18 protein-coding genes are annotated in these 24,832 nt (G+C 50.9%); 12 read left to right on the top strand and 6 right to left on the bottom strand.

Going from position 1 to position 24,832, the window contains the following annotated elements; genetic code table 11:
• Window positions 1-56: 56 nt before the first annotated feature.
• Window positions 57-1,280, top strand: coding sequence for an RtcB family protein (locus ACW9SV_RS03135; protein ID WP_479555279.1), 1,224 nt, complete (start codon window positions 57-59; stop codon window positions 1,278-1,280).
• Between the two features lie 97 nt (window positions 1,281-1,377).
• Here the strand turns inward: ACW9SV_RS03135 and ACW9SV_RS03130 are convergent, their stop codons facing one another.
• Window positions 1,378-2,505 (bottom strand): mechanosensitive ion channel family protein, encoded by a 1,128-nt coding sequence (locus tag ACW9SV_RS03130; RefSeq protein ID WP_479555278.1) that lies wholly within the window; start codon window positions 2,503-2,505, stop codon window positions 1,378-1,380.
• Between the two features lie 208 nt (window positions 2,506-2,713).
• On the opposite strand from ACW9SV_RS03130, the gene ACW9SV_RS03125 reads away from it, so the two are divergent.
• Window positions 2,714-4,897, top strand: a complete 2,184-nt coding sequence (locus tag ACW9SV_RS03125) for a bifunctional alpha,alpha-trehalose-phosphate synthase (UDP-forming)/trehalose-phosphatase (RefSeq protein ID WP_479555277.1) — start codon at window positions 2,714-2,716, stop codon at window positions 4,895-4,897.
• 111 nt (window positions 4,898-5,008) lie between these two features.
• Here ACW9SV_RS03125 and ACW9SV_RS03120 read toward each other — a convergent pair whose 3' ends face one another.
• Window positions 5,009-6,796 (bottom strand): glycoside hydrolase family 15 protein, encoded by a 1,788-nt coding sequence (locus ACW9SV_RS03120; protein WP_479555276.1) that lies wholly within the window; start codon window positions 6,794-6,796, stop codon window positions 5,009-5,011.
• 242 nt (window positions 6,797-7,038) lie between these two features.
• Window positions 7,039-8,367: a leucine-rich repeat-containing protein kinase family protein gene (locus ACW9SV_RS03115; protein ID WP_479555275.1), complete on the bottom strand. Its 1,329-nt coding sequence runs from the start codon at window positions 8,365-8,367 to the stop codon at window positions 7,039-7,041.
• A 467-nt stretch (window positions 8,368-8,834) separates the two neighbouring features.
• On the opposite strand from ACW9SV_RS03115, the gene ACW9SV_RS03110 reads away from it, so the two are divergent.
• The 7 genes from ACW9SV_RS03110 (at window position 8,835) to ACW9SV_RS03080 (ending at window position 18,274) form a co-directional block, all read left to right on the top strand.
• Entirely contained in the window at window positions 8,835-9,584 is a 750-nt protein-coding gene (locus tag ACW9SV_RS03110; protein ID WP_479555274.1) for a phosphoadenylyl-sulfate reductase, read from the top strand.
• A gap of 20 nt (window positions 9,585-9,604) precedes the next feature.
• Window positions 9,605-10,513, top strand: a complete 909-nt coding sequence (gene cysD / locus ACW9SV_RS03105) for a sulfate adenylyltransferase subunit CysD (RefSeq protein ID WP_479555273.1) — start codon at window positions 9,605-9,607, stop codon at window positions 10,511-10,513.
• Between the two features lie 203 nt (window positions 10,514-10,716).
• On the top strand, window positions 10,717-11,994 hold the full coding sequence (locus ACW9SV_RS03100) for a sulfate adenylyltransferase subunit 1 (protein WP_479555272.1): 1,278 nt from the start codon (window positions 10,717-10,719) through the stop codon (window positions 11,992-11,994).
• An 81-nt stretch (window positions 11,995-12,075) separates the two neighbouring features.
• Complete coding sequence (gene cobA / locus ACW9SV_RS03095) at window positions 12,076-12,897, top strand: uroporphyrinogen-III C-methyltransferase (RefSeq protein WP_479555271.1); 822 nt, start codon at window positions 12,076-12,078, stop codon at window positions 12,895-12,897.
• A 10-nt stretch (window positions 12,898-12,907) separates the two neighbouring features.
• The gene (locus ACW9SV_RS03090) at window positions 12,908-14,617 is read left to right on the top strand and encodes a diflavin oxidoreductase (protein WP_479555270.1); all 1,710 of its coding nucleotides are present in this window, start codon (window positions 12,908-12,910) and stop codon (window positions 14,615-14,617) included.
• Window positions 14,618-14,773: 156 nt separating this feature from the next.
• Entirely contained in the window at window positions 14,774-16,453 is a 1,680-nt protein-coding gene (cysI, locus tag ACW9SV_RS03085; RefSeq protein WP_479555269.1) for an assimilatory sulfite reductase (NADPH) hemoprotein subunit, read from the top strand.
• A gap of 324 nt (window positions 16,454-16,777) precedes the next feature.
• On the top strand, window positions 16,778-18,274 hold the full coding sequence (locus ACW9SV_RS03080) for a TSUP family transporter (protein ID WP_479555268.1): 1,497 nt from the start codon (window positions 16,778-16,780) through the stop codon (window positions 18,272-18,274).
• 75 nt (window positions 18,275-18,349) lie between these two features.
• Here the strand turns inward: ACW9SV_RS03080 and metX are convergent, their stop codons facing one another.
• Window positions 18,350-19,408, bottom strand: coding sequence for a homoserine O-acetyltransferase MetX (gene metX, locus ACW9SV_RS03075; protein WP_479555267.1), 1,059 nt, complete (start codon window positions 19,406-19,408; stop codon window positions 18,350-18,352).
• Window positions 19,409-19,464: 56 nt separating this feature from the next.
• Between metX and ACW9SV_RS03070 the strand changes: the two genes are divergently transcribed.
• Both ACW9SV_RS03070 and ACW9SV_RS03065 read left to right on the top strand, forming a co-directional pair.
• Window positions 19,465-19,887 (top strand): OsmC family protein, encoded by a 423-nt coding sequence (locus tag ACW9SV_RS03070; RefSeq protein WP_479555266.1) that lies wholly within the window; start codon window positions 19,465-19,467, stop codon window positions 19,885-19,887.
• A gap of 170 nt (window positions 19,888-20,057) precedes the next feature.
• Window positions 20,058-21,227 (top strand): trans-sulfuration enzyme family protein, encoded by a 1,170-nt coding sequence (locus tag ACW9SV_RS03065; protein WP_479555265.1) that lies wholly within the window; start codon window positions 20,058-20,060, stop codon window positions 21,225-21,227.
• 647 nt (window positions 21,228-21,874) lie between these two features.
• On the opposite strand, the gene ACW9SV_RS03060 is transcribed toward ACW9SV_RS03065, so the two are convergent.
• Together ACW9SV_RS03060 and ACW9SV_RS03055 are read right to left on the bottom strand one after the other, a co-directional pair.
• Window positions 21,875-22,777: a polysaccharide deacetylase family protein gene (locus ACW9SV_RS03060; RefSeq protein ID WP_479555264.1), complete on the bottom strand. Its 903-nt coding sequence runs from the start codon at window positions 22,775-22,777 to the stop codon at window positions 21,875-21,877.
• Between the two features lie 287 nt (window positions 22,778-23,064).
• Entirely contained in the window at window positions 23,065-23,256 is a 192-nt protein-coding gene (locus tag ACW9SV_RS03055; protein ID WP_062542753.1) for a cold-shock protein, read from the bottom strand.
• Window positions 23,257-23,622: 366 nt separating this feature from the next.
• On the opposite strand from ACW9SV_RS03055, the gene ACW9SV_RS03050 reads away from it, so the two are divergent.
• The gene (locus ACW9SV_RS03050) at window positions 23,623-24,678 is read left to right on the top strand and encodes an oxidoreductase (protein WP_479555263.1); all 1,056 of its coding nucleotides are present in this window, start codon (window positions 23,623-23,625) and stop codon (window positions 24,676-24,678) included.
• The last annotated feature ends 154 nt before the right edge of the window (window positions 24,679-24,832 follow it).

Genomic DNA, 24,832 nt, shown 5'->3' with positions numbered 1-24,832 from the left:
GGTAAAAAACGCAACGCCCTTTTCACGTATAGCCTGTACCACCAATTTGTAGGACCATGGCTATTGTGCAAGACAACATCACTGTTTTTGGGGAAGAGATCATTGACCAGAGCGCTATTGATCAGTTAAAACGCTGCGTGAGCGAAGAAGACATTGGGGTGCTCACCGCCGATGCCCATTACGGTTACGCGCACCCCATCGGAGGAGCCGTGGCGTACAAAAACAAGGTTTCCTTATCTGGGGTGGGGTTTGACATTGGCTGCGGAAACAAAGCCGTGCGCACCGATATCATGGCTTCTGATGTGAACGTTTCCCGGATCATGGATGAAATAGTGAAAACCATTGGGTTTGGCGTGGGGCGGCCCAATCCCAAACGCATTGACCATCCGGTGTTGGAGCACATCAAGAAAGCCGAGTTCAAGCCACAGCGGGAACTGCGCAAAGTAGCCACCGAGCAACTAGGCACGGTGGGCAGCGGCAATCACTTCATTGATTTGTTTGAAGACGAAAAAGGCTATCTGTGGGTAGGCGTGCACTTCGGGTCCAGGGGCTTTGGGCACAAGACGGCTTCGGGGTTTATTGCGTTGAGTCAGGGACTTAGTTTCTTTGACAAAGCCAAGGAAAGCTCCATGGATGCGCCACCCATCCTGTTTGACATCGACTCAGAGCTGGGACAGGATTACATTGCTGCTATGTCTTTGGCGGGCGAGTACGCCTACGCGGGGCGCGATGTAGTGGTAGATCAAGTCCTGCATATTCTGGGCGGAAAAGCCACCGAAATTATCCACAACCACCACAACTTTGCGTGGTTTGAGAAGCACCAGGGCGAGAATTACTGGGTGGTGCGCAAAGGCTGCACGCCCGCATTCCCGGGGCAGAAAGGTTTTATCGGCGCTAACATGTTTGACAACTCGGTTATTATAGAAGGCGTGGAAAGCGAGCTTTCTATCCGAGGCTTATATTCTACCGTACACGGCGCGGGTCGTTTGCTCAGCAGACGCGCTGCTGCCGGTAAAACAAAATGGATTAGGGACAAGAAAGGCGTGAAACGCAAAACCGTGGTGTCACCGGGATTGGTTGACTTTGACGCGGTGCAGCAGCGCATGAAAGCCAAAGGCATTGAACTGCGCGGCGCCGGCGCTGATGAGGCGCCTGAGGCTTATAAGAAACTGGAAGACGTGCTCAAGCACCAGGGCAATACCATCAAAATACTTCACACCCTCAAGCCGCTTGGTGTGGCCATGGCAGGGGAGGATGTGTATGACCCATACAAAGATTAAGAGCCACCCTGCGCAAAACACTTCTTAAATGCAGTATCACAGCTTCCGTTTAGGGCTTGTTTAACAGATAATAGGTTCTAAACGGAAGCTGTGGCTTTTACTGGGAGGCTTCCTCCATGGGGACAAACGGCAACTTAGGACTTTCCGCCACGCCAGCGGTGCGGGTAACTGGTAAGCTTTCGGGGTGGTTCTGCTGCAGGAACGTGACCATCTTTTCGCGTACCCAACAGCGCAGGTCAAAGGCGCTGCCAGAATCGGCGGCGCTCACCAGAATACGCACTTCCATGGTGCGCTCCTTGAAATCGGTGACTTGCAGAATGCCCACCCGTCCGTCCCACAAATGGTTCTGGGGCAACAGGCGGGTAAGTTCTTTCCGCATTTCTTCCAGAGGAGCGGTGTAGTCCAGGTAAATGAAAACGGTGCCCAGCAGTTCTACCGAGGTGCGGGTCCAGTTTTGAAAGGGTTTTTCAATAAAGTAGTTCAAAGGGAGAATGAGCCGCCGTTGGTCCCAGATGCGCAGCACCACGTAGGTGAGGGTGATTTCCTCCACCTTGCCCCATTCGTTCTCCACCACCAGCACATCGTCAATTCTAATAGGTTGGGTAAAGGCAATCTGGAAGCCGGCCAGCAAGTTCCCGATGGACCGCTGCGCCGCAAAACCTAGGATCACTCCGGCAATACCCGCCGAGGTCACCAAACCGGTACCAATCTTCCGCACGGTAGGGAAACTCATCAAGATCAGACAGATGGTGAAGAACACAATGGTGATGATGACCACTTTCTTCACAAACTGGAGCTGGGTGTAAAGTTTCCGCTCTTTGAAGTTATCGGCTTTGTCTAGTTGGTACTTGTGCCTGATTCTGTATTGCACCACGTACACGCAGCCAATCAGGGTCCAGGCGAAGGCACAGGTAAGTGAAATCTCCACAATCCTCCGGAAGACCTCCAACGCATCGGGGCGCAGGGGCACCACCGGCAAAAACGTGGATAAAATCAACAGCGGGAGAAAGTAGCAAAGGGGACGGTCCAGGTGGCGCAGAAAACCGGCAATCCAGAACCGGGGGAAACGCCGGTTGTACGCAGAAAGAAACCTGAATAGGAGCCATTTTGCAAAACCACCCGCTAAAAGGGCGCCTACAACAATACCTGTCCCTTGTAAGATTTGGGGTAAGTGGTCTCTGAACAAATGGGTTAGGTCAGCTACCAGGTCATTAAAGAACTTCATAATAAATGCGAATGCAAGTTCTTTTCTACCCGCTCTTAGGGTGAAAGGTTACCCTTAGACACCTCCTTTGAACCGGGTTTTGAGGAAAGGCTAACCAACCTAACCGGCTAAAAGGGAGTAAATAGAGAACTCTTTACAGGAGAACCTAGGCCTTCAAAACCGAAGGTGCCCGGTTCTTTATGATTTGCTTACAACTAAATCCAGACGTATGCCCAAGACCATAATCATCTCTAACCGGCTTCCTATCAAAGTACAGCGTACAGAAGAAGGACTTACCTATGAAACCAGTGAAGGAGGTCTGGCCACCGGATTAGGATCTATCTACAAAACGGATGACAACATCTGGATTGGCTGGCCCGGCACGTTTTTCACCGATGAGGCCGAGCAGGAGCAGGTGTCCAAAGACCTTCCTGAGCAAAGCATGCGGCCCGTTTTCCTGACCGAAAGCGAAATCCGGGATTTTTACGAGGGGTTCAGCAACGAGACGCTTTGGCCCTCTTTTCATTATTTCAGCCAATATGCGGTCTACGATGACACCTTTTGGGAAGCTTACCAGCAGGTGAACGCTAAGTTCTGCCAGGCTGTGATGGAGCACGCCGAGCCCGGTGACACCATCTGGGTGCATGATTACCAATTGCTCCTGTTACCAGCCCTGCTCAGGGAGGCGTTGCCAGACAGCACCATCGGGTTTTTCCAGCACATTCCGTTTCCGTCGTATGAAGTGTTCAGGTTGTTGCCCTGGCGCGAACAGATTTTGAAAGGCATGCTGGGGGCTGACTTGGTGGGCTTCCACACGTTTGACGATGCCCGCCACTTCCTGAGTTCGGTGAGCCGCATTGTGGGCTGGAGTTCATCCCAGAGCATCATTGACAATGGTAACCGCCAGATTATGGTAGATGCCTTCCCAATGGGCATTGACTACGAGAAATATGCTTCCCTAGCGGCCTCAGAGGAAATGAAAGAAAAGCTGGCCGAATACCGCGAGGCCTTGCATGACCAAAAGGTGATGTTGTCTATTGACCGATTGGATTACTCCAAAGGTATTCCGCAGCGCCTCAAAGGGTTTGAGTTGCTGTTGCAGGAGCACCCAGAATTTCGGGAGAAAGTGACCTTGTTTATGCTGGTGGTCCCTTCCCGCGACCAGGTGGAGCAGTACCGCGAACTGAAGGAAACCATTGATGAACTGGTGGGTCGCATCAACAGCTCTTACCGCACCATCACCTGGAACCCCATTCAGTACTTCTACCGCTCCTTCCCTTTAGAGGAACTCTCGGCGCTGTATGCCTTGGCGGATATTGCCTTGGTAACACCTATGCGCGATGGCATGAACCTGGTCTGCAAAGAATTTGTGGCCAGCAAGCTTGACCAGAGCGGGGTCCTGATTTTAAGTGAGATGGCCGGTGCCGCCAAAGAATTGTCTGATGCCATCCTCATCAACCCCAATGATTTGGGCGCGATGGTGCTAGCGATGCAGGAAGCCATGGTCATGCCCGAGGAGGAGCAGAAACTCAGAATGCAGCACATGCAGGAGATCTTGCAACGCTATGACATCCACCACTGGGTCAGTATTTTCATGAACCGCCTGGATTACATCAAACTCAAGCAGATGAGCCTGGCCACCGAGTACCTGTCTGAGGAAGAGCGCAGCGAGTTGCTGGAAGCCTATTCCAATGCCTCGCAACGCATTCTTTTCCTGGATTATGACGGGACGCTCACGTCGTTCACCAACAACCCCAAGCACGCCAAGCCAGACCGTGAATTGCTGCAGGTGTTAGGCTGCCTGGCCCAGGAAGAACATAACAAAGTAGTGATCATCAGTGGCCGTGACCGGGCCACCTTAGAGGAATGGTTGGGTCACCTAGAAGTTGACATTATTGCCGAGCACGGCGTGTGGGCCAGAACCCAAGGGCAGGAGTGGCAAATGCTGCACCATCTCACCAGTGACTGGAAAACCGAGATCAGGCCCATTCTAGAACTGTTGGTAAGCCGGACCCCCGGTTCTTTCATTGAGGAAAAAGACTTTTCATTGGTGTGGCATTACCGAAAAGTAGATCCGGGGCTAGGTGAATTGCGGTCGCGCGAACTGAAAAACCACCTTCAGTACCTGGCCTCCAATATCAACCTACAAGTGATGGAAGGCGATAAAGTGCTGGAGATTAAAAATGTAGAGGTGAACAAAGGACTGGCCACCCTGGGTTGGTTGGAAGAGCACCCGCATGATTTCCTGCTAGGCATTGGCGATGACCGCACCGATGAAGACATGTTCAGAATCATGCCCAAAGAGGCGTACACCATCAAGGTGGGCAGCAAACGCTCTTTGGCCCGGTTCAACCTAAACAACTCCAAAGAAGTCCGGAAACTGTTGCAGGCCATGTGTGCCGTGGAAGAGTAGCCTCCGCTAAAGATGGCTTTGCGCATGTTTTCAGAAAACTAGCACCAAACCCTATAAAACAAGAAAGGCTTACCAGAGTGGTAAGCCTTTCTTGTTTTATTAAAGCCTATTCTATAACAGGAACGAAGGTTTATCTAGGCGTTTAGAGATGCGGTATGCGGCGTTCAATAAACCCACGTGGCTGTACGCCTGCGGGAAGTTACCCCATTGGCTACCGTCTTTGGAGTCTACGTCTTCGCTGAGTAAGCCCAGGTGGTTGGTGTATTTAAGAATGTTCTCAAACTCCGCGGTTGCTTCCTCTATGCGGCCTACGCAAGCCAGCGCCTCAATGTACCAGAACGCGCAGATGAGGAACGTGCTTTGCGGCACCCCAAAATCATCGGCGTGTTTGTAGCGGTAGAACAGACCTTCTGGGGTTTTGAGTTCTTTCTCCATGGCCTCCAGGTGCGTTTTGGCTCTTTCAGAGGCAGGATCAAGGTAGTGCATCATGATGAGCTGCAGCGTACTGGCATCCATGTGCGTTTTGCCAATGGCCTGGGTGTACACGCCCTGAGCCGGGTCAAAACACTCCTCAATTTTAGCGGCGGCTTCCTCCATCAGTTGGGAGGCCAACTGGCCTAGTTGCTCATCGCCCATGTAGTGGGCGGCACTGCGGGCAGCTGAGGCCCCGGCCCAATGGAACAGGTACGTATAGCAATGGTACTGGGCAAAATCACGGAACTCCCACAAACCGGCATCGGGCTCGTTCATGGTCTGTTGTATTTTCTCCAGTGTTTTGGTGATCAGTTTTTTAGATTCTATCCGCTCTGCGTCATTGAAACGGCGGTCTACATACAGCGGGAGCAGGGCTACCAGAATCTGGCCGTAAACATCGTTCTGGATGTGCGTGTAAGCGTCATTACCTATCCGCACAGGGCGGTTGTTGCCCAGGTAACCTTCCAGTTCCAGTTCAATCTCGGTGAGTTTGCTTTGGCCGCTGATAGAATACAACGGTTGGTACCGTTGGGTGTCCTTGGCGGTGATGTTGGCAATGAAATGGAAATAGCGCTCCATCTCCTCAAAGTGCCCGATGTTGTTGAACGCGTTGAGGATGTAGTAGGTGTCCCGCATCCAGCAGAAACGGTAATCCCAGTTACGGCCGCTGCCCGGGTGCTCCGGCAAACTGGTGGTAGGCGAGGCAATAATGGCACCGGTGTCTTCGTACTGGTGGATTTTCAAAGCCAAGGCCGAACGGATCACCTGCTCCTGGAAGAAATTGCTGATACTGGTGTTCTTCACCCAATTGCGCCAGTACCGTTTGGTCTGGCTCAGGAAGGCCTCGGCGGTGCTTTCCAGGTTGGCCTCCAGCGGCGCGCCATAGGTAAGCACGAAGTACAGCGTCTCGTTCAAAACAAAGAACTGGTCTTCCAGAATGTAGCTCAAAGAGGCATTGGTGGTCAGGCGGACTTCTTCGTCCAAGCCCAGGAACGCGATATGGTTGCTGCTGCGTCTTCTGCTCAGCGGAAACTCGCCGTAATTGCCCACGGGGCGGCAAGTGGCTTTGATGCGGGGCGAACCAGAGAGTGGCTCCACTTTCCTGATCAGCATCAAAGGTTTGTAGTAGCGCTGGTTTTGCCGGAATCTAGGGGCAAAATCGGTGACGCGATAAGAACCATCCTGGCAGGTGATTTCGGTGCACAGGATGTTGGTGTTCTCCATATAATACTGATGCGATGTATAATTTTCAGCATCGGGCTTGATGGAGTATTCTCCCCCTTTTTTGCGGTCCATTAAGGGACCGAATACAAAGCTGCTGTCAAAACGAGGCCAGCAGAGCCATTCAATATTGGTGTCTTTGTGGATAAGGGCCAGGTAAGCGCAGTTGCCAATAAGCCCCATGTCATAGGTGTGCTTCGCCATACGGTTTGCTTTTGGCACCGGGATTGCCTGCCGGTGCTCGATTTACCGTGTACCGTTTTGGAGGTATAGAGGTTTCCTAATTTTTACACACTTCCTTCTCTTCTCCTGATTTCAAGCCATTTTCTGGAAAACAGGCCATAAATCAGGAGAAGCTTATTTCAAAAAGCGGTGGCAATAGCGTTTGCAAAGTGACATTTTATAAACCGGAAGGTGTCTGAAAATGCTTCCGCGGTTCAGGTTTGTTATGGCATTGGTTTACCTGCAGCTTGCTCAATTCTGCTCAAAATGGTTTCAAAATCTGGCCGTTGCAGAACGGCTGGCTGCATACAGTCTTCTTTCAGCTGTAGCAATGCCGTAACCACTTCCTGATTCGTTCTTTCATTGGAAAGATGGTCCAGCAAGTCTTCCAGGAGGCAGCCAAAAGCCCTTGCTTCTATGCGCTCCAAGGCAGCGGCCCTTTCAGAATCTGTTTTGTCGTAGATGGTGGCAGCCCCGAAATCCCCGAAAAGGGGATGCCCTGTTTCGTCAACCAGAGTATTGTGGGCGTAGAGATCGCCGTGCATGATGCCCCGCGCGTGCAACTGGACGGCAACCGAGGCAATCCCCTTGGCAATCTGGATAACCTCCTGTAGCGGAAAATGAGTGCCTTCTGGGTATACATCGCGAGTGCAGGACTCAAAACTGGGGGTAATGCCCAGGTTCCGGTACCCGTCTGGGATCAGCTCCAACACCAAGCCTTGTTTCTGCGCCGGATGATCAGTTATCTTCCCGAGTACCTGCACCAAATTGGGGTGAGAACCGGCAGCCATGCAGGCTTGCATTTCATCCTCAGGCAGGCCATCACTGGTGACTTCGCCTTTAAACACTTTTACCGCAACCGGGCCAGAAACGGGGGATGCCCCTTGCCACGTTGCCTTGGAGATGATGCCAGAAGCGCCTTGCCCCAAGACTTCTTCCAGCACCAGTTCGCCCCACGGGACCTCAGGCAGATTTGCTACCACCTGCTGGTGCCGGGTACAAGGGTTTCCCGAGATCGCCAACCAGGACAAACGCGGCAGAGTGAAAAGCCAATTAGGGAGCTCTGTGAGTTCATTGGCTGAGAGGCGTAGCAGTTCCAGGTTCTGGCAATTGCTCAGTTCTTCGGGTAATCGCTTGAGGTTGTTTCCGGCCAGCATCAGCTTTTGCATGCGGCTGCAGGTACCAATAGAACGGGGTAGTTCCGAAATCTGGTTGTTGGTGAGAATAAGCCAGCGGGTGAGGGGAGGAAGAGCGCCCTCGGCAACGGTATGGATCTTACACGACTTGAACCCGATCATTTCCAACTTGGGGCAATGGCCCAGCACTGCCGGAAACTCGGTAAAATCGTTGTCAGAGAAAAAGGCAATTTTCAGGTTTTTCAGGCTGGAAACTCCTTCCGGCAGATGCCTGAGCTGGTTGCCAGACAGATCAAGAATCTCCAGGGTATCGGCTAAGTCTAAAATCTGGAGCGGAAACTCGGTTAAGCTACAGGATAGTTGCAAGCGTCTGGTGCCCAGGAGTTCACCGGCTTGTAGTTGTTGTAAGGTCTGCATGCAGGGGTAAGGTGTGAAGGGGTGAAGTTAGGCATTTTTTACCTGGCTCTTTTTTATACCGTAGTTCCTTGCACCTCGTGGCCTTGGTTGCGTAGCGTTAATTAAGCTGAATTTCAAAAAAGATGTAGCTACAGGGAACACTGTAATTTAAGAATGCGTTAAGGCTTAGATGATTCTATAGCGGAGTTTGAAACAAAAGGCAGGGAAACCTGCTGATTTTTAAGTCTGAAACTCTACTAAATTGATAGGAAAACTTGATTTGTAAAGCTTGCTACCTATCTTTGCGTCACCTTTTAACAGCCAGAATTAAGACAATAGACTACATGGTCTTTTCTTCTCACATAAAGCGAATGCGCTTCTGCTGTTGCAGCTCATGCTGCTGTTGTCTCTAGCCCTTAGAGATACCCAACTACCTATTGCCTATACGGCACCTTTCATTCAATTTTCTTACTTAGTTATTTCTTGCCATGGCCTCTTCATCAAAAGAGCAGGTGTCTCAACTTATCCAAGAGACAGAAGGCTTAACCATAGACCAAACGTTCGCGCTTTTGGTCAACCGTTATCCTAATGAGGTAACGTTTTCTTCAAGCTTCAGCTTTGAAGACCAGGTGATCTCCCACCAGATCCTGGAAAACCAGTTCCCCATCAGCATTTTCACATTGGATACTGGCCGGCTTTTTCCCGAGACCTACTCGGTATGGAGCCGCACCAATGAGGCGTACAATACCCGCATCAAGCCTTATTATCCTAACAATGAGATGCTGGAGGATTTTGTGTCTTCCACTGGTCCTAACTCATTTTATGAGTCTACCCAGAACCGCAAAGACTGCTGCCACATCAGAAAAGTGGAGCCGTTGAAGCGGGCTTTGAAGGGCAACTCTATCTGGATCACCGGCCTCCGAGCCGAGCACTCTCAGGGCCGCAGCGACTTGCCAAAGTTTGAGTGGGACGAGGGAAACCAACTTATCAAGTTTCACCCGCTTTTGTACTGGACTACCGAGGAAGTGATGGCCTTCATTAAGCAGTACAATATTCCTTACAATAAGCTGCATGACAAAGGCTTTATCTCTATTGGTTGCGCGCCTTGTACCCGCGCCATCCAACCGGGCGAAGATTTCCGGGCCGGCCGTTGGTGGTGGGAAGACAGCAGCAAAAAAGAGTGTGGCTTACACGTATCTGAATCGCCGGCTCCGGTTGCCCCGGAACTGGCCAAGTAGAAAGAATAGACATAGTACCTATGAGTTCATATAAATTAGATTACCTGGACCAGCTGGAATCAGAAGCGATTCACATCTTCAGAGAAGTAGCAGGTCAGTTTGAGCGTCCGGCCCTGTTGTTTTCCGGCGGAAAAGATTCTATTGTGTTGGTGCATTTGGCATTGAAAGCCTTCAGACCCGGCAAGTTTCCTTTCCCGTTGGTGCACATTGACACTGGCCACAACTTCCAGGAAGCCTTAGATTTCAGAGATTACTTGGCCAGCTCCATTGGAGAGAAACTGATTGTGCGCAACGTGGAAGACACCATCAAAGCCAAAGGCCTCACCGAGCAGAAAGGAAAACTGCCTAGCCGCAACGGCCTGCAGACCTACACCTTGTTGGACACCATTGAGGAGTTTGAGTTTGACGCCTGCATTGGCGGAGCCCGCCGCGATGAGGAGAAAGCCCGCGCCAAGGAGCGTATCTTCTCCGTGCGTGACGAGTTCGGTTCCTGGGATCCTAAGTTGCAGCGCCCCGAACTTTGGAACACCTACAACGGCAAAATCAACAAAGGCGAAAACGTGCGCGTGTTCCCGATCAGCAACTGGACCGAGCTGGACATCTGGAACTACATCCGCCGCGAGAAGATTGAGTTGCCGTCTATCTACTTCGCCCATGAGCGCGAAGTGCTGGAGTTTGATGGCCGTTTGGTAGCCACTAACGAGTTCATCACCCTGCATGACAATGATGTGGTTTCCCGCAAAACCGTGCGTTACCGTACCGTAGGCGACATGACCTGTACTGCCGCCGTAGAGTCCAGCGCCTCTACCTTGGACGACATCATCAACGAGATCATCGCCACCAACACCAGCGAGCGCGGTCAAACCCGCATTGACGACCGCGTTTCTGAGGCTGCCATGGAAGACCGCAAAAAGAACGGCTACTTCTAGTAAATGAGGGTTGGAGGGAATGATAGAATTATTAACCTCCGCCTCAACGTTGAATAAATGAAGAGTTTCGGCATGCTGCCGATGATAGATATTGAAAGAGTGCTTGGGTGAAGAGCACCGATCTGTTTAGAAGCTGATTTTCTTAAAACAGCTTCTAAACTGAATCGATACTCAGAACTCAAACCTCAGAACTCCTTACAAGAATGGATATTCTAAGATTTTTAACCGCCGGGAGCGTAGACGATGGCAAAAGCACACTGATCGGGCGTTTGCTGTATGACAGTAAGTCCATCATGGTAGACCAGTTGGAAGCTATTGAGCGGAGCACCAAAAACCGCGAAGAGGGTCAGGTTGACCTGGCCTTGTTAACCGACGGTCTGCGTGCTGAGCGGGAGCAAGGCATCACCATTGATGTGGCCTACAAGTACTTCTCCACGCCTAAGCGTAAGTTCATCATCGCTGATACCCCGGGCCACATCCAGTATACCCGCAACATGGTGACGGGCGCGTCTAACTCAGACCTAGCCATCATCCTCATTGATGCCCGCCATGGGGTGGTAGAGCAAACCCGCCGTCACTCCATCATTGTGTCCCTGTTGAACCTGCCGCACGTGGTGGTGGCTATTAACAAGATGGACCTGGTGGATTTCTCCCAGGACAAGTACAACGACATCGTGATTGACTATTCACAAGTGGCGTCTTCTTTGGGCTTGAAAAATGTGACCTACATACCCATCAGTGCCTTGAACGGCGACAACATTGTGGAGAAATCTTCGGCCATGCCGTGGTACGAGGGTGAATCCCTGTTGCGCGTGCTGGAGACCGTGGAAGTGCACGAAGACATCAACCTCACCGAAGGCCGTTTCCCGGTGCAGTACGTGATCCGTCCTCAGACGGAGGAGCTGCCCGATTATCGTGGGTACGCCGGAAAAATCATCAGCGGCATCTACCGCAAAGGTGACAAAGTGGTGGTACAACCTTCGGGCATTGAAAGCACCATCTCAGCAGTGGAAGTAGGCGGCAAAGAGGTGACTGAGGCGTTTGCGCCGCAGAGTGCTGTGTTGCACCTGGCAGATGACGTGGACATTAGCCGTGGCGACGTGATCGTGAAGCAGGATGCCCCGGTACAGGTGGCCCAGGAATTTGAGGTGGTGCTGTGCTGGATGAGCAACACGCCGTTGTCGCCGCGCAACCGGTACCTGCTCCAGATCAACAGCCGCAACGTGCGCTGCGTGGTGAAAGAACTGGAATATAAATTGAACGTGAACACCCTGGAGAAAGAACTATCTCCGGTATCGGCTGGTTTGAATGATGTGGTGAAAGCCACCATTAAAACGGCCTCGCCTATCGCGTTTGACGCTTACCAGAAGCTAAGATCCAACGGCGGTGCCATCTTGATCGACGAAACCAGCAACGTGACCGTTGGAGCGTGTATGATCACTACCGAACCGCAGGAAAAGCCTTTTTGGCCCGAAATCTAGAAAACTGCCTTCAAACAGAACAGTCAAAATACCATTACCGCCGGTTCCTTTACCAGAGCCGGCGGACTGATAAATACAAACATGCAAGCAACGCAGCAGAAAGGAAAAGTGATCATTGCAGGAGCCGGTCCCGGTGACCCTGACCTGATCACGGTGAAGACGGTGAAAGCGTTGCGCCAAGCCGAGGTGATCCTGGTGGACCGCCTGGTGAGCGAGGAGATCTTGGAAACCTACGCTGCACCCTCGGCCGAGATCGTGTACGTGGGCAAGCAGTGCCGCAGCCACGGCACTACGCCGCAGGCTACTATCAACGAGCTGCTGGTGGAGTATGCCTTACTGGGCAAAAATGTGTTGCGCCTGAAGGGCGGCGATGTGTCTATCTTCTCCAACGTGTTGGATGAACTGCAAAGCTTGGTGGCCCACGAGATTGAGTACGAGATTATCCCCGGTATTACGGCTGCCTTGGGTGCCGCCGCTTATGCAGGAATTCCACTAACAGCCCGTCAGCATTCCACCGCCGTTCGCTTCCTCACCTTCTACACTTACAGCAAACTCACCGATGCTTACTGGCAGGAACTGGCTCAGACCGAGGACACGCTGGTGTTCTACATGTCGTCAGAGCGGTTAGCCGAGGTGGTGGAGAAACTCACGCGCCACGGTATTGCCGAGGAGAAGCAGCTGGCCGTGGTAGAGCAAGCCACTACACCCCTGCAGCACGTGCAAACCAGTAGTTTGTACGATTATGAAAAGAACCTGGGTGGCAAATCGTTTGTGTCGCCCTCGTTGGTGATCATTGGCAAAGTGGTGAACCTGCATCAAGAGTTTAAGTGGTTCACCAACAACCCAAGTAGAGAATATTACTTTAAACCGGTCACTGAACAAGTGGGCTTGGTACTTCAATAATTTTAAAGTTATGCTAGCAGAAGCTAAACTAAAAGCCTTACAGGACCTGGTTGGCCAATCATCTAAAGAAGAATTGATCTGGATGAGCGGTTATTTGTCGGCACTGGTTTCTTTCCAGGGGGGCACCACTCCCGCACCAGCCGCCGTTGCCGATGCGTCTAAGCCTGCCATTGGCCGAGTGACCATTGCCTATGGTACCGAAACCGGTAACTCAAAGCGTGTGGCCACGGACTTGGCTGGGAAAGCGAAGAAAAACGGCATTAATGCCCGTGTGGTGAGCCTGGACCAGTACCGCCTGAATGACTTGGAAAAGGAGGAATACTTCCTGACCGTGATCAGCACGCAAGGTGAGGGAGATCCGCCCGCTGGCGCCCAGAAATTCTACGATTACGTGCACCAAACTGATAAGAAGCTGCCCAAACTGAAATACAGCGTGCTGGCTTTAGGCGATACGTCGTACCCGCTGTTCTGCAAAGCCGGCGAAGACGTAGATGCCCAACTGCAGCGTTTGGGTGGTAGCCCGTTGGTGCCTATCCAGAAGTGCGACGTAGATTACGAGGACGAAGCCAACGCCTGGTTCCAGAGCGTGTTGGAGACTTTGAACAGCTCCTCGGCTCCGGCATCAGCCCCAGCCACCGCGCCGGCTCCTGCCAAAAAAGCTGGCAAGAAAATCTACCAGGGAACCATCCTGTCCAACATCGTCCTGAATGACGTGGGCTCCAATAAGCTGACCCACCACATTGAGATCGAAGCCGAAGACCTGGCCTACGAGCCTGGCGACGCGTTGGGGGTGGTTCCTAAAAACCGGCCCTTTACCGTAGAGGCTATCCTGAAAATCACAGGCATCTCGCCAGACGAGAAGGTGACCCACCGTAACGGCGAGTCTACCGTACGAGAGTTGTTGCATGACAAAGTGAACATCACCTACCTGCCAGAGCGCGTAGTGAAAAAATATGCCGAGGTGGTGGAGCAGGACATCCCAGCCACCCGCATCGATTTGCTAGACCTTTTAAGAATCTACCCGGTAAAAGACGCCGAGCAGTTTAAGGAGGTGTTGCAGGTGCTGGAGCCCATCGCACCAAGACTATATTCTATTTCTTCTTCGTTAGAAGCACACTCCGGTGAAATTCACGTGACGGTTGCCCGCGATGAGTTCAGAATCAACGACGAACTGCTGTGCGGACATTGCTCAGATTACCTTTCTGAGCAGAAAGAAGGCCAACCACTGGAGTTTTACATTCATAAGAACAATCAGTTCAAACTGCCAGCCGCAGACAAAGACGTGATCATGATTGGGCCAGGCACCGGCGTGGCGCCGTTCCGTTCTTTCCTGGCCGAGCGTGATGCTACTGGTGCCGAGGGCCGCAACTGGCTTTTCTTCGGAGACCAGCATTTTGCGACCGATTTCCTGTATCAGACCGAAATCCAGAGCTGGTATGAAACGGGTATCTTGACACGCTTCAATGGTGCTTTCTCCCGTGATCAGAAAGAAAAAGTGTACGTGCAGCACAAGATGCTGGAAAACGCCACCGCTTTCTATGAGTGGCTTTCTTCCGGTGCGTACGTGTACGTGTGCGGTGCCAAAGAACCCATGAGCGTAGACGTGGAGAACACGCTGTTGCAGATCATCGGCCTGGGTGCCGGTTCCTCGCCAGAAGAGGCCGCCGTGTACCTGGAGCAAATGAAAGAAGAAGGCCGCTACCTGAAAGACGTGTATTAGAAAACCGTTTTGATGCTGGCGAAAGTCTCCGGCTTGTGCCAGCGAAAGGTGCGAAAATGAATCTCTGCTTCTAGCCTGTTTACCTGAAAACAGGTTAGAAGCAGAAACCAAAAATCAATGGCAGGAGCTTTCCTGTTCATCTAAAAGACAGTTACCATGTCAACTGAGAAAAAGAATCTGTCTCCTATAGAGAAAATAAAAGAGGTGAGCCAAGGCTTGCGCGGCACACTGAAGGAAAGCCTGAAAGACGAGATCACGGGGGCCATCCGCGAGGATGATACCGCGCTGGTGAAGTTCCATGGCATGTACATGCAGGACGATCGTGACCGTCGCGAGGAGAGAGCCGCTAAGAAGTTAGAGCGTTTGTATTCGTTCATGATCCGGTTGCGCTTACCCGGCGGTGTTATGACCCCAGAGCAATATATTGCCACGCACAACATTGCCGGTGAGAACTCAACGGGCGTGATCAAGATCACCACGCGCCAGACCCTGCAGTTGCACGGGATTGTGAAATCCAAAACCAAGCCTACTATCAAGGCCTTTAACCAAGCTGGCTTAGACTCTATTGCCGCTTGTGGTGATGTGAACCGCAACGTGGTGTCTTCTGCCAACCCGCTGGAGTCACCCCTGCATGAGCGCATTTACCAGTACGCTGATAGAATCAGTGAATATCTGCTGCCTAAAACCCGCTCTTATTATGATGTGTGGCTGGATGAAGAGAAAATCTACGATAAGGTAGAAGAAGAGGATCCGTTGTACCAAGACCGCTATCTTCCGCGCAAGTTCAAGATCGGTTTGGTGATTCCGCCTAACAATGACTCTGATGTATTTGCCCAGGACTTAGGCCTTATCGCCATCATTGAGAACGGGGAGCTGAAAGGCTTTAACCTGGCCGTGGGTGGAGGCTTGTCTTTTACGCACGGAAACCCGGAGACCTATCCACGTCTGGCCTCGGAGATTGGCTTTGTGAGCACCGAGGAGTCTGACGAGAAGCTGTTCAAAGCGGTGTACGAGGTCCTGACCGTGCAACGTGATTTCGGGAACCGCGCTGACCGTAAACTGGCACGTCTGAAGTACACCGTTGACAATATGGGGCTTGACGTGTTCCGTCAGGAGGTGGAGAAACGCACCGGATTTCCGCTGGAACCGGCACGTGCCTATGCTCTGGAAACCCGGATAGATCATTACGGCTGGGCGCAGAGTTACACTGGCTCATGGCATTACACCGTGTTCGTGGAAAACGGCCGCATCACAGACCTGCCCACGGCAGCCTTGAAATCTGCCCTGCTGGAGGTAGCCCAGACCGGCAAAGCCATCTTCCGGTTTACCTGTAACCAGAACGTGATCTTGAGTGACATCACCGAGGAAAACAAAGCTGAAATTGAGCAGATCCTGGTGAAGCACAACGTGGTGCCGCATACCGAGGCAGCCTCTGTTATCCGCAAAAACGCGATGGCCTGCGTGGCTCTTCCTACCTGTCCGTTGGCTTTGGCCGAGGCGCAGCGGTACCTGCCGGATCTGATCACCAAGATTGACGGCGTACTGGCAAACCACGGATTGCAAGACGAAGAGATCATCATTAGAATGACCGGATGCCCTAACGGATGCGGCCGCTCAGTGCTTTCTGAGATTGGGTTTGTGGGTACGGCTCCGGGCCATTATAACCTCAACCTGGGGGGTGATGAGCAGGGCCAGCGCCTGAACAAACTCTACAAAGAGAACTTAGACGAGGCCGCCATTTTGCAGGAATTGGATACCGCCTTCGGGCTCTTCAAGCAAAACCGATTAGCCGGTGAACGGTTCGGAGACTTCGCTTACCGTGCGTTGTTGAACTAACTTTCATAGAACAGGAAAGGCGTTTAGGACCCGTTTCTCAAAGAACGGGCCCTAAACGCCACCTTCTAGGTAACACAAGATCAAAAAGGCATCTATGGTGTTCTTTTAATGAAGAATCTTCAGGTAGAGAAGAGTTTTGCTAAAGAAGTGGTAGCATAATTTCCTGTTCATCAATAAATAAACTAATTTAATGCTTCCTCCAAGATTGTATTCCTTGTGCATTTGGCTGAAGCAGCAGGTAGGTCTTACGCCTTATTTCTTCCTGCCTCAAGAGACCCAAGTCTCGCGCCACTGTTTTTTACAAACCCAAGACTTACAATGACCATGTCCACTACTACAATCAAAGAGCAAAATGACCTGTTCCCGGTTTTCCTGAAACTGGAGCATCTAAGCGTGTTGGTAGTAGGCGGCGGCAATGTGGGCCTGGAAAAACTGACGGCTTTGGTGCAGAACTCTCCCAAGGCCACCATCAAAGTAGTAGCTATCCAGTTCCATGAGGCGGTGCTGCAATTGGCCCAGGAAAACCATAACATTTCCCTGGTGCCCAAAGCTTTTAGTGGGGAGGATGTCGCCGGGGCCGATATTGTGATTGTGGCCGTGAATGACCGTGAGGTGAGCCGCGCCATCAGCCTAGAAGCCAAACGGCAGGGCAAACTGGTGAACGTAGCCGATACCCCTGACCTGTGCGATTTTTACCTCAGCTCCGTCGTGCGGAAGGGGAACCTGAAAATCGCCATCTCCACCAACGGCAAATCGCCTACCATGGCCAAGCGCCTGAAGGAAACGTTTAACGAGGTTCTGCCTGAGGAACTGGACCAGGTGTTAGACAACCTACAGCAGATCAGAAACCGACTGCAAGGCGATTTCGCGGCCAAAGTGCACCAGCTAAATGATATCACCAAGGTGTTAGCGGTGAAAGAAAGACCGCAGAACGCACCCATCCGCAAAGAAAGGCCTTGGAAGAAGATTGCCTCCGGTGCCGCGCTGGCGTTTTTCTTTATGATTCTAGGGCGTTTTGCGTTTTCGGCCATTACCATGGAGGAAGTTTCTACCTATGTGAGTGGCATTGAGCCTATCTTCTACTGGATGGTGTTTGCAGGTTTCCTGGCCCAGATGGTAGACGGGGCCTTGGGCATGGGCTACGGCGTGACCAGTACCACGGTGTTGCTTTCCTTGGGCGTGAACCTCCCAGCCATCAGCGGTAGCATCCATACTGCTGAGATCTTCTCCAGCGGAATCTCGGGCTTCAGTCATTACAAGTTTGGGAACGTGAACCGGAAGTTGTTCAAAGTACTACTGGTACCCGGCGTCATTGGCGCGATTGTGGGGGCCTGGCTTTTGGCGAAAGTAGGGGAGGAGTACGCAAACTACGTGCGGCCTATCTTAGCGGCGTATACCCTAGTGCTAGGCGCCCGAATCATCTACACGGCCTTCAAGAAAAACAAAGAGCGTAAGAAGATTAAGATGGCCGGAGTATTGGCCGGAGCAGGCGGCTTCCTGGATTCCTTTGGCGGCGGCGGTTGGGGGCCTCTGGTGACTAGCACGCTCATTGCCAAAGGCCGCACACCGCGGTTCGTGATCGGGACGGTAAGTATCACCGAGTTCTTTGTGACGTTTGCCAGCGCGCTTACCTTCTTCACCATGCTAGGATTGAGCCACCTAGAAGTTATCGTGGGGTTGGTAATAGGCGGAATGCTGGCGGCCCCTATTGCGGCAAGGCTGGCGGGTAGGCTGCCCATGAAAACCATGTTCATTGCCGTAGGATCGTTGGTGATTATCTGGAGCCTTCGCATCCTGCTGAAAGCCGTAGGCCTGTTCTAAAGAATAAAACCCTATAAAGCGATTGGGGGCTGTTTTCTTAAAAACAGCCCCCAATCGCTTTATAGGGTTTGAAGTTTATACCGAAAGGATAGAGCCCGTAGTAACCTGGTTTTCTTTCTGCACCTCAGCGTACCAGGCGGAGAAATGCTGGGAAATCTTCTCACCTTCAATGATAAACCCATCGTGACCGTAGTTAGAGTCAATCTCTACATAAGACGCATTGGGCAGATGCTGGGCTAGAAACTGCTGCTCCTGCACCGGGCAAAGGATATCACTGCTGATGCCAATAATTAACGTTTTTTGGCGTATTTCTGCTAAAACAGGCTCTAAACGGCCACCGCGTCTGCGGGAAAGATTGTGGCTGTCCAAGGCCTTGGTCAGGAACCAATAGCTGTAGGCATTGAAGCGATTCACCAACTTATCGCCTTGGTAATTCAAATACGAAGACACGCGGTAATTGTCTAGTTTCTCAGGGTCTGGGTCGGTTTGGTTTTGGGCCAGAATCTGGTAGTTGCGGTAAGTGAGCGTGCCTAGGGCGCGAGCGGCTTTGAGGCCTTTACTTCCCGCGGTAGGGCTGGGTTCTCCCCAAGTACCGTCGGCTTCCAGCATGAGGCGCTGCGTGGTATGAATGCCTATGCTCCAGGTGCTTTCAGCGGCGGCGGTAGCCAAAAGAAACAGGTTATCTATGACTTCAGGCTCTGCTAGCGCCCATTCCAAAACTTGAAAGCCACCACAGCTGCCTCCTCCCAGAATATGGATTTTCTCCAAGCCCAGGTGTTCGCGCAGCAGGATGTGGACCCGTACCATGTCGCGGATGGTGACCTGCGGGAACGAACTATAATAGGGTGCCCCGGTCTGGGGATTGGTGCTCAGAGGGCCGGTGCTACCGTAGCAAGAGCCCAGAATGTTGGCGCATACAATAAAATGTTGTTCAGGGTCAATGACCTTACTTTCCCCCACTATACCGTCCCACCAATCCAACACGTTGGAATTAGCGGTAAGAGCATGGCAAATCCAGACCACATTGCTTTTATTTGCGTTCAGCTTACCAAAGGTGTGGTAAGCCACTGTGATTTCTGGAAGTGTTTGCCCTCCTTCTAATTCAAAAGGTTGGTTATATTGAAAATAATTCATGTAGTACCTTTATAACTTACAAAGTAAAGGGCTACAGGCGTAAAATCGTAATAAAAATGATAAGAATTGAGATGAACCGGGTGGGGGGCGACTATGGCTTCGAGGCAAAAGACGCCAACGGAAACGTTCTTAGGACCGATACTAGCCCAGAGAGCGGTGGAATTAACTTTGGGGCCCGTCCCATGCAGATGATGCTCATGGCTTTGGGCGGATGCAGCGGTATAGACGTAGCCATGATCCTGAAAAAGCAACGGCAGGAACTGACGGCTTTCCGGATGGAGATCACCGGCGAGCGGGAAACTGGCAAAGAACCCTCGCTGTGGAAGAAAGTACACGTGGTGTTTGAGATGCAGGGTCCGCATGACGTGGCCAAAGCCGAGCGCGCCTGCGAGTTGTCCATGGAAAAATACTGCTCTGTAGCAGAGACCTTGCGAAGAGCCGGGGCAGAGATTACCTGGGAAGCGCGGGTTTCTGCGTAACCAATTTTCAAGCTAAGTTATTGAGCTGTAAGCCAGAAAGATTATTTTCGGGCTTTACGGCTATTTTCCTGATTTCCGCTTAAAAACAAATGGGGGAAAATTACAGACCCTTGCCGATGCCTTAAATGAAAAGAGGACATCAGCGCCTTCAAACGCTAGCACTTAACAAAATGGAATACCACCCGCTTACCAAGGCTATCCGCATCCAGACGGAGCGCACGAATGAAATGGAGCACTCCACGCCCATGTTCCTGACCAGCAGTTTCGCATTTGACAACGCCGAGGACATGCGAGCGGCTTTCGCCGATGAGACCGATGACAATATCTACAGCCGGTTCAGCAACCCCTCAGTGCAAGAGTTCATTGATAAGATGGTAGCATTGGAAGGCGCCGAGGCAGGTTACGCTACGGCATCGGGGATGAGCGCGGTGTTTGCCTCCTTCATGGCGATGTTGAAAGCGGGTGATCATTTACTGGCCTGTAATTCCATCTTTGGGAGCACGCATACCATCATCACCAAGTACTTGCCTAAGTACGGCATTGAGTACACCTACGTGCCCGCCGACAAACCCGAGGAGTGGGAAGCAGCCATCCGGCCGAACACGAAGATGTTCTACATTGAAACGCCTACCAATCCCGGGTTAGACATCATTGATCTGGAAGCGGCCGGGCAACTGACCAAGAAGCACAACATCATCTTCAACGTAGACAACTGCTTTGCCACCCCAGTAAACCAACTGCCCATCCAGTACGGCGCTGACCTGGTGGTACACTCAGCCACCAAGTGGATTGATGGGCAGGGGCGTGTGCTGGGCGGCGTAATCGTAGGTAAAAAGGAGCTAATCAAAGACATTTATCTTTTCTGCCGCAGCTCAGGTCCGGCCTTGTCGCCGTTTAATGCCTGGGTCTTGAGTAAGAGCCTGGAGACGCTGGATGTTCGCATGGAACGCCACGCGGCCAACGCCCTCTCCATTGCTACCAAGCTGCAGGACCATCCTCAACTGAATTGGGTGAAGTATCCGTTCCTGCCCACGCACCCTAGATATGAGATTGCCAGAAAGCAAATGAAAAACGGAGGCGGCCTTTTCTGTTTTGAACTGAAAGGCGGGCTGGAAAGTGGCCGCAAGTTCCTGGACAGCCTGCAACTCATGTCGCTCACCGCTAACCTTGGAGACACTCGCAGCATCGCCTCGCACCCAGCCAGTACCACCCACGCCAAACTCACTGAAGAGGAGCGTCAAGCCGTCAGCATCACTCCTGGGTTAATAAGGATCTCTGTAGGCTTAGAGTACGCCGATGATATCTTGAACGATATTCTGCAGGCGCTGGGAAAGTGCTAAGCAAAGAGCAGGAAATCACCTAATATAATAAAGGGTTTGGGGGCTGTTTTCATGAAACCAGCCCCCAAACCCTTTTCCCTTTTTCGCTGGCGCGCGCTTGCAGCTCGTGTCCGCGCGCATTGCCACAATTTGTGGACACGAGCGGCAAGTTCGCGCTAGCGGATTCTTCTACATTAGATTGTAGAACCTGTTACCATTCAAAAATTATAGCAAGTAGAAAAGGTATAATGATTAAAGTAGAAATGATTAAAGGCTTCCAGATAGTCTTTTTCAGATACTGTAAATAGTTTGGAAAATACTTTTTGTAAAAGTACTCAGTAAGTACAGACCCGCCAGCAATGTTGAAGAGGTAGGACCACGTGGTTTGGGTTTTTTCAGGAATATTAACAATATAAATAGCCATGATAGTGTAAAGCACACAAAGGAGTAGCACTGTATTTGCCTCCTTTTTCATCCCAATGTCCTTCAAGTTTTGGTATAAGAGTACTCCCGAAAACATAGGAGAAAAGAAAATAGAAAAGCCCCAAATAGAATTTTTAGAGTAGATCTTTGGGGTGCTTGCCTTTTTTGAAAGCACTTCTTGGTAAGATATCATACTACTGGATTCCATATTTTCCTTAAGTTCTGGGATAAGCTTTTCTCAAGACCTAAAAACTTCTCGCAATACTATTATGCAGGCCTTTGGTGCTCCAATAGCCACTGGCAATAATGCGCCGGATGGTGTAGAGCGGGTCTTGCTCATCACGTTTGGTGGCCAGGATATACGCCGCGTCAAATCCGCGCTTCTTTAACTCAGGAATAGCCTCAGGTCTCCAGAGCCCGAAGGGATAGGCGAAGTACTTAATGGGTTTCCCGGTGATGGCTTCCAGTTGCTTTGTGGGTTTTTCTATTTGGGTAATCCAATCTTTTTCTTCGTACTTCTTTACGTTGTGGTGGTCATAGGTGTGGGAGCCAATCACGTGTCCGGCATCTGAGAGCTCTTTGATCTGCTCTTTGGTCATGTAATTAGGGCGGCCAATGGAAACGGTCATGATAAAGAACACGCCTTTAAAACCATACTTGTCCAGCTCGGGCTTGGCTACGGTGTACTGGTCCAGCTTGGTGTCATCAAAGGTGAGCATGATGGGTTTAGATGGTAGGGGAGTGCCTTTGGTGAGATAATCTTGCAACTGATCGGGTAGGATGGTATGATAACCACTATCGGCTAGCATCTTCATTTGGGCCCTGAAATCATTAGGCTTCACGATGTAGTCTTTCCCTACTTTTCCGTCGCGTGAGTTCCATTCCCTTATTTGGTGGTAGCAAAGAATGGGCACCTGCGGACGGGCCAGAATAGTAGCAGCCGTGGCGGGAGCTGTTTCGGTTGACCCCACAGAAGGTTCAGTCGTTTGAGAAGACGGTTTATCTGTTTTGGCAGCGGCAGTGACTACAGGAGTAGAGGATGCCTCCGCCTCCTGGTTTGTTTGCTTTTCAGGAGAAGAGCAGGCGAAGAAACTAAAGCTAAGGGCAGCGATTAAAAGAGCTTTACTGCTAAAATGAGGAAGGAACATACAGTGTTAAAAGGAAAGCCTATTAGGTAAATTCAATAAGGATTGAGGCTGTGGCAAGGAAGTACCTGCTATGGCCATTCAACTCGTAATCTACTCAATCTTAGGTTAAGTTTGACTTGGTTTAAGGTTGATTTCCGGAAAACGAGCGATAAAAAAGCAGGGATGGAGAAAGAGGTAGCAGGTTTGGCTTATATGGCTTTGGGTGGAGTCACAACTGCCAATCAGATAAACAAAAAAGGGCCTCACATGTAGTGAGGCCCTTTTGGAGGACTGATGTATCTTAAAACTTAAGCAAGTTTTACATTTACAGCGTTTAAACCTTTGCGGCCTTCTTTCAGCTCAAAAGTTACTTCGTCATTTTCTCTGATTTCGTCCACTAGGTTAGACACGTGTACGAAATACTCCTCATTGGAGTCTGCGTCTTTAATGAAGCCAAAACCTTTGGAGTCATTAAAGAATTTTACTTTACCGTTTTTCATTAATGTGATAATAAATAATAAACAAATGTAGAGATTAAAATCTACACTTTGGGCTTTTGTACCAAGTATATTTACGAGCACCTTCCTCTAAACGTTCTTTTAACGGCAGCAAATAAAAAGCTTTTGGTAGAAATAATAGGGTTGCAAGGGTAAGCCTTCTCTAAGTTAACTGCTTTAGAAACTGACCATTAGCCAAGGCTACACCTGCTTTTCTGAGGCTTTCCGAAGAGAAAAAAGGCTGTTCTTTACCCAAGGCAGATTTAGTTTTTAGGCTAATTGTAGGAAATCGACCTTTAAAAAGGCTTACCAACGGGGAGGGCACGCACACCAGAATAAATTGATCATATGACACAGGAAACACCTAAAATGATACAAGTAGGATTGATAGGGTTTGGAATGGCGGGCCGCATTTTTCATGGTCCTTTTATCCAGATGGTGCCCGGCCTGCAATTGGCTAAGATTCGGGAGACCAAGGAAGAGAACATACAGATTGCCCGGAGCCGGTACCCCCAAGCGCAGATCACAAACCAGGCAGACGATATTATCAATGACCCTTCCATAGATTTGGTAGTGGTAGCTACGCCTAACAGTTCCCACTACTCTCTAGCCAAGCAAGCCCTGTTGGCCGGAAAACATGTGGTGGTGGAGAAACCCTTTACCCCTTCCGTGGCCGAGGCAGACGAGTTGATCCAGCTGGCCCAAAACCAGCAAAAGGTGCTCACAGTTTACCAAAACCGTCGTTGGGACAGTGATTTTAAAACCGTGCAGAAAATACTGCAGAGTGGGGTGTTGGGGAATGTAGTGGAGTACAAGGCACATTTTGACCGGTTTAGGCCCGCGCTCAAAGGCAACACCTGGAAAGAAGTGGACGCTCCCGGTTCAGGTATTGTTTTTGACCTGGGTTCCCACTTGATAGACCAGGCGTTGGTGCTGTTCGGAACTCCGCAGGCCATCTCCGCTGACGTCCGAATCCAGCGGCCGCACAGTCCGGTACTAGATAAGTTTGAAGCAAACTTGTTCTACGAAGGACTGAAAGTGACCTTATCAGCGGGTTTGTTGGTGCGGGAGCCCAGCCCCAGGTACACGCTGTACGGAGACAAGGGCTCCTTTTTGAAGTATGGGTTGGATGTGCAGGAGAAAGCCCTGAATGACGGATTGCTGCCACACCTCACCCCAGATTGGGGAGTGGAGCCGGAAAACATCTGGGGCCACCTGAATACCGAATACCAAGGCCTGCACTTTATGGGCAAGATAGAAAGTGAGGCCGGCCACTACCGCAACTTCTATGATAACGTGTGCCAAGCAATCAATGGGGAAGCTCCCTTGGCGGTAAAGCCAGAACAAGCACGAGATGTGATCAAAGTCATAGAACATATCATGCAAAGCAGCCAGGAACAAAGAACAATTCCTTTTATCGCTTAACCCGCTGTCCCTAACAAAAGAGCCCGCTACTATATAGTAGCGGGCTCTTTTGTTAGGGACCAGAAGCTATGTTTTTGCTTTCAGGTTATTCTAAGCAAAGAAACAACGCCTCCGGGTTATATGGCACATGTTGGTTGTAGGTAGTGGGCAAGGG

Source organism: Rufibacter sp. JT20002 (genome assembly GCF_056491185.1).
Note: the sequence above shows the minus strand (reverse complement) of the source record. Positions and strands in the feature narration are given on the sequence as shown.

Bases quoted from the DNA above. Each gene is read 5' to 3' on its own strand.
- ACW9SV_RS03135 (WP_479555279.1), top strand. From the start codon at position 57: ATGGCTATTGTGCAAGACAACATCACTGTTTTTGGGGAAGAGATCATT.
- ACW9SV_RS03130 (WP_479555278.1), bottom strand. From the start codon at position 2,505: ATGAAGTTCTTTAATGACCTGGTAGCTGACCTAACCCATTTGTTCAGA.
- ACW9SV_RS03125 (WP_479555277.1), top strand. From the start codon at position 2,714: ATGCCCAAGACCATAATCATCTCTAACCGGCTTCCTATCAAAGTACAG.
- ACW9SV_RS03120 (WP_479555276.1), bottom strand. From the start codon at position 6,796: ATGGCGAAGCACACCTATGACATGGGGCTTATTGGCAACTGCGCTTAC.
- ACW9SV_RS03115 (WP_479555275.1), bottom strand. From the start codon at position 8,367: ATGCAGACCTTACAACAACTACAAGCCGGTGAACTCCTGGGCACCAGA.
- ACW9SV_RS03110 (WP_479555274.1), top strand. From the start codon at position 8,835: ATGGCCTCTTCATCAAAAGAGCAGGTGTCTCAACTTATCCAAGAGACA.
- cysD (WP_479555273.1), top strand. From the start codon at position 9,605: ATGAGTTCATATAAATTAGATTACCTGGACCAGCTGGAATCAGAAGCG.
- ACW9SV_RS03100 (WP_479555272.1), top strand. From the start codon at position 10,717: ATGGATATTCTAAGATTTTTAACCGCCGGGAGCGTAGACGATGGCAAA.
- cobA (WP_479555271.1), top strand. From the start codon at position 12,076: ATGCAAGCAACGCAGCAGAAAGGAAAAGTGATCATTGCAGGAGCCGGT.
- ACW9SV_RS03090 (WP_479555270.1), top strand. From the start codon at position 12,908: ATGCTAGCAGAAGCTAAACTAAAAGCCTTACAGGACCTGGTTGGCCAA.
- cysI (WP_479555269.1), top strand. From the start codon at position 14,774: ATGTCAACTGAGAAAAAGAATCTGTCTCCTATAGAGAAAATAAAAGAG.
- ACW9SV_RS03080 (WP_479555268.1), top strand. From the start codon at position 16,778: ATGTCCACTACTACAATCAAAGAGCAAAATGACCTGTTCCCGGTTTTC.
- metX (WP_479555267.1), bottom strand. From the start codon at position 19,408: ATGAATTATTTTCAATATAACCAACCTTTTGAATTAGAAGGAGGGCAA.
- ACW9SV_RS03070 (WP_479555266.1), top strand. From the start codon at position 19,465: ATGATAAGAATTGAGATGAACCGGGTGGGGGGCGACTATGGCTTCGAG.
- ACW9SV_RS03065 (WP_479555265.1), top strand. From the start codon at position 20,058: ATGGAATACCACCCGCTTACCAAGGCTATCCGCATCCAGACGGAGCGC.
- ACW9SV_RS03060 (WP_479555264.1), bottom strand. From the start codon at position 22,777: ATGTTCCTTCCTCATTTTAGCAGTAAAGCTCTTTTAATCGCTGCCCTT.
- ACW9SV_RS03055 (WP_062542753.1), bottom strand. From the start codon at position 23,256: ATGAAAAACGGTAAAGTAAAATTCTTTAATGACTCCAAAGGTTTTGGC.
- ACW9SV_RS03050 (WP_479555263.1), top strand. From the start codon at position 23,623: ATGATACAAGTAGGATTGATAGGGTTTGGAATGGCGGGCCGCATTTTT.